This window comes from Cupriavidus oxalaticus (assembly GCF_038900635.1).
Lineage (GTDB): Bacteria > Pseudomonadota > Gammaproteobacteria > Burkholderiales > Burkholderiaceae > Cupriavidus > Cupriavidus oxalaticus_B.
Genome location: NZ_JAYMRX010000053.1, coordinates 1 through 6,443, shown reverse-complemented (window position 1 = coordinate 6,443; position 6,443 = coordinate 1). Strand labels below are relative to the sequence as shown.

Sequence of the window (6,443 nt, the reverse complement as noted above, 5' to 3'; positions counted from 1 at the left end):
CTTGCTGCCTTTGGCAAGCTGCGCATTCGTTTCGAACGGCGTCTCGATATCCATCTCGCTCTGCTAACGCTCGCCTGCGCGGTCATCTGCTCACGATTCGTTGAGCAGTTTTGTTAGCGACTCTTAAGGCCATCGGTCACCGCGATCAGGATGTCTTGGGTACCACGGGTCTTCAGGTCGTTGAACACCTTCATCCAGAACTTGGCGCCTTCGGTAGTCTCGATCCACAGGCCCAGGATGTCGCGCGTGCCATCTGGCAGCACGCCCAGGGCCAGGTAGACGGCCTTGTTGCGCACCACGCCGTCCTCGCGCATCTTGACGCGCAGCGCGTCGAAGAACACCACCGGGTACATCACCTCCAGCGGACGGGCCTGCCAGGCGGTCACCTCGTCCATGACCGCATCGGTCACCGAACTGATGAACTCGGGCGAGACCTCGGTGCCGTACTGTTCGGCCAGAAACGCCTGGATCTCGCGCAAGGTCATGCCGCGCGCATACATGGCGATGATCTTGTCGTCGAACCCGGTGAAGCGCCGCTCGTGCTTGGGAATCAGGATCGGATCAAAGCTGCCGTCGCGATCGCGAGGGATGTCTAACCGCAGCGGCCCGTCGTCGGTCAGAACCGTCTTGGCGCTCTTGCCATTGCGCTGGTTGGCCGTGCCGGCCGGGCGCTCGGCGCCGGCAGTAGCTTCGTCAGAGCGTTGTGGGCCAGACTGAGCACTGCACTCGATGAGGTCGATGCAAAGTTCCCTGAGAACGACAGCATCGAGTTCGGGGAACAGGGATTAATCATCCACCGGCCCGGCAAGGCGCCCGACCCGCCTAACATGATGCTTGATTGACCAGGCCATCACGGCGTCGATGCCGCAGATCAGCATCCTCGACGTGCTGACCGAGACGGAGCAATGGCTGAATCTGCATAAGCTGTTTGGGCCACTGTCCGGCTTCGATGGCGAGCTTGACGATCCTCGCAAGCGCGTCATCCGCACGGTGTTCTTGCTGAAGTACTTGGACAACCCGGAACTCCGTCGCACCATTCATGCCGCGACGAACAAGAGCGAACAGTTCAATGACTTTGCGCAGTGGTTGATGTTTGGTGGCGACGGGATCATCGCCGAGAATCTGCGGCACGAGCAGCGCAAGGTGATCAAGTACAACCAGTTGGTCGCCAACATGGTCATCCTCCACAACGTCCAGTGGATGTCACGCAAGCTCAAGAATTTGCAGGAACGCGGGCACCCAGTGAATGCCGAAGTACTCAAGGGTCTGTCGCCATACCGCCGCGAGCATATCAACCGGTTCGGCGATTACCTACTGGCCTTGCAGAGGCGCGTGCCACCACTCGATCCGTCGATCGATTTCCTATTCAAATCATGTGCTTAGCCGGCGACGCGGGGGATTTTTTTCGAACCCCGGCCACCCCTCCAATAGGGCAATCTTGTCGCCCTATCGAGCCTACGCAACGTCCGTCTTACGTTCTTTAGACCCCGCAGGATGCGTCACTCCCCGCTGACTAGGGAAAGCGAGCGCAACGGGGTGAGTTCTTACTCGCATCGATACTTGGATATTTGCGCACCGGCTCGCTGTACAGCCTCTGATGCTTGCTGGATCTGAGCCGAATTATGGGTGAGCATTACTCGCTCGGAATTGGTAACCGCTGCCCGGTAGGACTGGCGCAGCGACGGGCACATGATGTTTGACGCTAGCCGCTCCTGTCCCTTCGGCTCGAAGAATGAGGACGGGTCACCACGAAACTCTGAGTTTCGTTGGCCGATGGATTTCGTCGTCACCTCAGTCTTTGCGTCGTGCTCGCAGGGAGCGTCCTGCAATGTGACATGTCCCGCGGCGCTCCGACATTGATAGATGGTCTGGCTCGCGGCATTCATGGCCGTGGCGACCATCGCGATCGTCAGAAATCTCAGCATGGTAACTTTAGGCACCGGGTGCCCGCACGGCACGCAACTTTCGTTCGTTGCCTGGGGTTGAGGAACCAACTCCTTCGGTCGACTGAGGCGGGACAACGCTGAAATAGTCGCTGAGAATTGTTTTCAGATCCACGTCCTTGGACGTGTAGCGCATGATCGGAATTCCGGCCGATGCGAGAACGTCACTCTTTTGCTTATCGCGCTTCTGTGCTTTCGCGCTACCGTGCGAGGCGCCGTCCAACTCGATGACATAGAGCGGTCGCATGGTTTTGCGCTCGCAGACGAGGAAGTCGACATACTTCTGAGCGAACAGATTTCTGGCGGCTTGTGACGTTCCCTTGTGCTGCACAAAAGCGGACATCGCGACCTGGGGAAAGACGTGGCTGCCCTTGAGCGCGACTGTCAACCGTTCGTAGAGCCGTATTTCATCCTGCCGCAAGAATGGAGATCTACGAACAAAACGAAATTCCCTGGTGGAGTTTCCGCCTCCCGCTGCAGACTTCAGTATCGACAGGAGAACGATGGCAGTTGCCAAGAGGAGCACCAGCCCTAGCATCGCTTTCACTTGACCCTCCTGCGCTTATTGTTTGAGCGCGATGCTAATCGCTGGAGCAAGCTGGCAGCACCCCTCCATAGTGGGGCTGGATCGGCATGCAGCAAACCGGTCTGTCCCACTCGTGGGGCGCCAAAGCCGGCTGTACTTCGGAAGCGGGCCTGGGTGCTTCGAGTCCCGGAACAGCGGTTCCGGGTCGGAAGCGACGGCCGCAAAGCAGCCGAATGCCTCGGCACTTGCCGCATGCGCCTTCCCGGTGTCGCGTGTCTTCGTAAAATGTCGCGAGACGGCAGCGCGCGGACTACCTCATCGGCGCGTCAAAACGTGCACTGGAGAGGCGGCGTCTCACATGGAATGCCGTCACCGTCCCCATCCATTTTCACCGCTGGACAGTTCTTTAGGTAGTAGCGGGCTTCTGCGCAGGAAGCCATCTGACTACAGTGCTGTTTGCCCTCGCACCGGAAGACCGGCTCCGGCGTTGGGGCAATAATCGAAACCGCGATCGGCTGTGACTCGGCGTCGGCCACCACGTTTTTCAGCGGCGCGTGGGTTTTGTAGTAGATTAAAACGGCCGCGGCGACTGCGACTAGCAGCAAGCTCTTGTACATGTTGACCCCACCCCTGCTTTTTATTCTCCAAATGCAAGGATGCCACAACAAGAGCGTCGTCGGTCTGCCGCCCTGCCGAAATGAGGGTCCTGGAGGGGCTGATGTGCGATTGACGATCAGGCGCAGTGAGTCCGCCCTGCCCGGGGTCTAGCATATCTCGGCACGGACACGCCAACTTTGCCGCGACTGACTAATTTCGTCCTTTGGCGTTATGTAAAATCTAATGGTTCTCCTGATTAATTCAGCTCTGGCATCTTCCTTTGCGCCATCGACAACGGGATCGTCTTCGCCCACGGAGGTTATGCCAACAAATCGCTGGCCGTTGCTCCAGGTAAAGATGCAGTTTGCCATGCCAGTACCGGCGCACGATTGCATCTCTGACCGGCCCTCGCATCGCTTATCGCCATCGGAGCATATGTCAGCGTCCGCAGCATGATATGGCTTCCATCCAGCCGCAATCATCTTGGCCCGAACGTATGTATAAGGCTCTATCTTGTCCAGATGAGGCAACACTGGCGGAGATGATCTCGGCGCGCTTATCAAGGAGCAAAGCTTGTCGCTCCGGAGAAAGGTCGAGGGCCCTGAGTTCGTATTCAAATTCGCGGCCATCTCCCCTATCTCGGGGGCTCAAAGCCGACAACTCGTGTTAGGACCGCTCGCTCATGACAGTTATCGTGGAAACCCCGATAACGATGGGACCCCCAGAGCCACCACTGCTTCGACAATGGGTCTCTTAGCCTTAACTGGCGTGTCAGCTGCCTTCTGGCTCGACGCACTCAAATCCGACCCGCAGTGCTTGCACTTTATGGCAACCGCTAATATTTCTTCACCACAGAATTTGCAACGCTTTGTTGGTTCAACAGCCTGACCTATTTGTCATTTCCAGTCATAGTCATAGCACATCAGCCTCTGGTCAGACAGGGCAGCTACTTCGCTGTCCGCTTTCCCTCGGATGTAAAATCTAACGGTACCATTTGGCAACGTACTTGCGTGCCGTTTCGGTCACGACCGCAGCTGTTCCTATCTCTCGCCACTGGGCCTCAGTCAAGTGCCGGCAGCATTTCAATGGGTGGCGGCAATCAGACGCCAACGGATGCGGCCCTGTGCAGGGGTATGCTGGTGGTGATTTTGAGGAGGTAAAGGATGGCTATGAGTAGAGACGACATTCTCGCCACATCCTTCACACCGATAGATTCCAGAGTGCGGCGTCACCTGGCCCGGCTCAGTGATAGTGTCAAACGCCTGATGGTTGCTGTGACTCAAGAACTGCTGATACTTGTAGTTCGCTATCTTCTTCCTCCTCCTCAAAGATAGGTAATTAATTAGCTGGCGCAGCGCCGTCGTTAGATGATCGAAGGTTAACTCACACCCATACTACGGTAGGGACTCCACCATTACAACTTTCATGAAAGTCTGCAGCGCAACTGGGGCGCATCGCTAGGGCCGCCGCGGTCGCCAGGTGGCGCCCCATCCAGAAGATCCCCCTTCCTCAGGCCATCCGCGTAGTTGTCTTTCTAACAGGTATGGTGTCTCGTCCCGAAGCCGATAGCAACCCCAACAGCCGGGCTTCGTGTTGCCCCCCACTGAAGTGGGGGAATCCGTCAAGGAGCAAACTCGGCGAGAATCTTTTCCACCATGCAGATCTGTGCGCTGCGTATCGCTCTCCTAGCGATCAACGACGTCGTACTACAATGGGAGAAGACATGTCCACCAAAGGAGAATTGCTCTATCACCCGATTAACGGGACCACCAAGGAGACCTCCAGCATTCGTCTTCGGAATTATCTGGTTGGCTGTTAAGCAGCTCTGGGTTCACTTCATTGTGTGCCTCGTCCTACTTTTTGTGACGGCTGGGTTCGCTGCAATTCCGATTTGGATATTCTATGGAGGGATGGGAAACTCCTTCCATAAGACGGACTTATTGAGCAAGGGTTACCTAACCCGAGCCCAGTACGAGCAGAGGCAAGGGAACTCCACGAGCAGCAGTGCTGCTGGCACTGAGTCGCGGAACACCGCAGCCAGCCGCTTGAGCGTTGCTGACGAACTGGCAAAGCTAGTACAGCTTCGTGACTCGGGGGCATTGACTGAGTTTGAGTTCTCTGAGCAAAAGCAAAAGCTCCTGAATTCCTGAATTTCCCCAAGAAATGGGGATCAGTGGCGCAATCGAACGCGCCATCGACCAAAGGGTGCCTGCGCGCATGAAGGGGCGGTCGTACCTTTCGTGTGCAAAGTGGCGGTGACCAACCAGAAAGCCGCGCCTCCCTCAAGGCTCTGCCCCTTCCCTCCTGCATGACCGGTGGGAATTCAACCGACCAGTCGCTCATGAAGCGATCCGCGCTGTGCAAGATTGCGGGAGTGCCCGGTGCATTGGTCCGATTACCGCCACTGCGAGGGTCGCTGCTTTCGGCGACACCATGCAATTTAGGAACGGCCGCCATTTGGCGGCCGTCGGAGCGCGAATTGTATTTGCCGCGCGGCCTGCAGGTAACGAATGGACTGTCGGCCGCCGTCTCGCACGAGATCGCGCTCAAGGCAATCGGCGACGGCTGGGATGGCTTGTTGCGCCTGATCGCCTCCATCCACTCGGGTCGGGCGAGTGCAATCGTCGCGCTGCAGCGGTTCGGCAGCGCCGCCCAAGGTGACCCTATCCATCGGGCAGCAGATCATCTGGGCAAGATGCTTCGCACATTTTTCTTGTGCGATTTTTTCAGCAATACCGAGTTTCGACGGGAGCTGCGCACGCTACTCAACCGAGGGGAGTCGGTGCACCAACTCCAGCGTGCCATTTACTCGAACAAGGTACGCCACAATCGCGGGCGCCCGTCAGGACGAAATGATCGCGATTTCTGGGATCACTGGCACTGCTGACGAATCTGGTGATTGGCTGGGAACACCCAGCGTATGCAAGCGACGGCTGATGCTTGGCGCCGCAAGGGGCAACGGATTGAAGATGACTGGCTGCGCCGCATGGGGCCCGCACATTTCGCGCATGTGAATTTCCGGGGCATAATGAGCTTTCCGATCCACCTGTATCAAGACAGCGTCCTTGAGGTGCCACCGCAGCGGCGGACGGTGTAGCAAGAATCGAGATCTTCGCCTACATGCGGTTGCCGGGCAGAGCCAAGCCCGCGTCCATCATGCCCGCGCGCCGAACGCCATGCCCCAAGATCCGCAGTCCAGAAGCAAGGGGACGAACTAGCCGAGATCACCGGACGGCTCGAGGCCCATCAGCGTAAGCGAGTCGCCAGCACCGTCTGTACCCTTCAGTAGAGTGGAGCCAAAGTAGTTCCCACCAAATAGTGATGGGAACTACTTTGTCAAAGTCACAGGAAGTACCAGTCGCCGGCAGTCGCAAAGG

General features: G+C 57.5%; 4 protein-coding genes and 4 pseudogenes. 4 read left to right on the top strand and 4 right to left on the bottom strand.

Features of this window, described 5'->3' with window-relative positions; genetic code table 11:
- A pseudogene (locus VSR71_RS34785) lies at positions 1-117 on the top strand (IS5/IS1182 family transposase); the annotation flags it as partial.
- 5 nt (positions 118-122) lie between these two features.
- On the opposite strand, the pseudogene VSR71_RS34780 reads toward VSR71_RS34785, so the two are convergent.
- Positions 123-680, bottom strand: a pseudogene (locus VSR71_RS34780) (IS256 family transposase); the annotation flags it as partial.
- Positions 681-975: 295 nt separating this feature from the next.
- On the opposite strand from VSR71_RS34780, the pseudogene VSR71_RS34775 reads away from it, so the two are divergent.
- Positions 976-1,383: pseudogene (locus VSR71_RS34775) on the top strand (Tn3 family transposase); the annotation flags it as partial.
- Positions 1,384-1,544: 161 nt separating this feature from the next.
- On the opposite strand, the gene VSR71_RS35490 reads toward VSR71_RS34775, so the two are convergent.
- The 3 genes from VSR71_RS35490 to VSR71_RS34765 all read right to left on the bottom strand — a co-directional run bounded on the left by VSR71_RS35490 (position 1,545) and on the right by VSR71_RS34765 (position 3,086).
- On the bottom strand, positions 1,545-1,886 hold the full coding sequence (locus VSR71_RS35490) for a DUF4124 domain-containing protein (RefSeq protein ID WP_368666652.1): 342 nt from the start codon (positions 1,884-1,886) through the stop codon (positions 1,545-1,547).
- Positions 1,887-1,932: 46 nt separating this feature from the next.
- Positions 1,933-2,481: a DUF2726 domain-containing protein gene (locus VSR71_RS34770; protein ID WP_115684117.1), complete on the bottom strand. Its 549-nt coding sequence runs from the start codon at positions 2,479-2,481 to the stop codon at positions 1,933-1,935.
- Positions 2,482-2,795: 314 nt separating this feature from the next.
- Positions 2,796-3,086 (bottom strand): excalibur calcium-binding domain-containing protein, encoded by a 291-nt coding sequence (locus VSR71_RS34765; RefSeq protein ID WP_115684116.1) that lies wholly within the window; start codon positions 3,084-3,086, stop codon positions 2,796-2,798.
- Positions 3,087-4,721: 1,635 nt separating this feature from the next.
- On the opposite strand from VSR71_RS34765, the gene VSR71_RS35485 reads away from it, so the two are divergent.
- Together VSR71_RS35485 and VSR71_RS34755 are read left to right on the top strand one after the other, a co-directional pair.
- On the top strand, positions 4,722-5,216 hold the full coding sequence (locus tag VSR71_RS35485; protein ID WP_115684115.1) for an SHOCT domain-containing protein: 495 nt from the start codon (positions 4,722-4,724) through the stop codon (positions 5,214-5,216).
- Between the two features lie 158 nt (positions 5,217-5,374).
- Positions 5,375-6,163: pseudogene (locus VSR71_RS34755) on the top strand (Tn3 family transposase).
- The last annotated feature ends 280 nt before the right edge of the window (positions 6,164-6,443 follow it).

Excerpts from the sequence above, each read along its gene's own strand:
- VSR71_RS34770 (WP_115684117.1), bottom strand. The coding sequence starts at position 2,481 with ATGCTAGGGCTGGTGCTCCTCTTGGCAACTGCCATCGTTCTCCTGTCG.
- VSR71_RS35490 (WP_368666652.1), bottom strand. The coding sequence starts at position 1,886 with ATGAATGCCGCGAGCCAGACCATCTATCAATGTCGGAGCGCCGCGGGA.
- VSR71_RS34765 (WP_115684116.1), bottom strand. The coding sequence starts at position 3,086 with ATGTACAAGAGCTTGCTGCTAGTCGCAGTCGCCGCGGCCGTTTTAATC.
- VSR71_RS35485 (WP_115684115.1), top strand. The coding sequence starts at position 4,722 with ATGCAGATCTGTGCGCTGCGTATCGCTCTCCTAGCGATCAACGACGTC.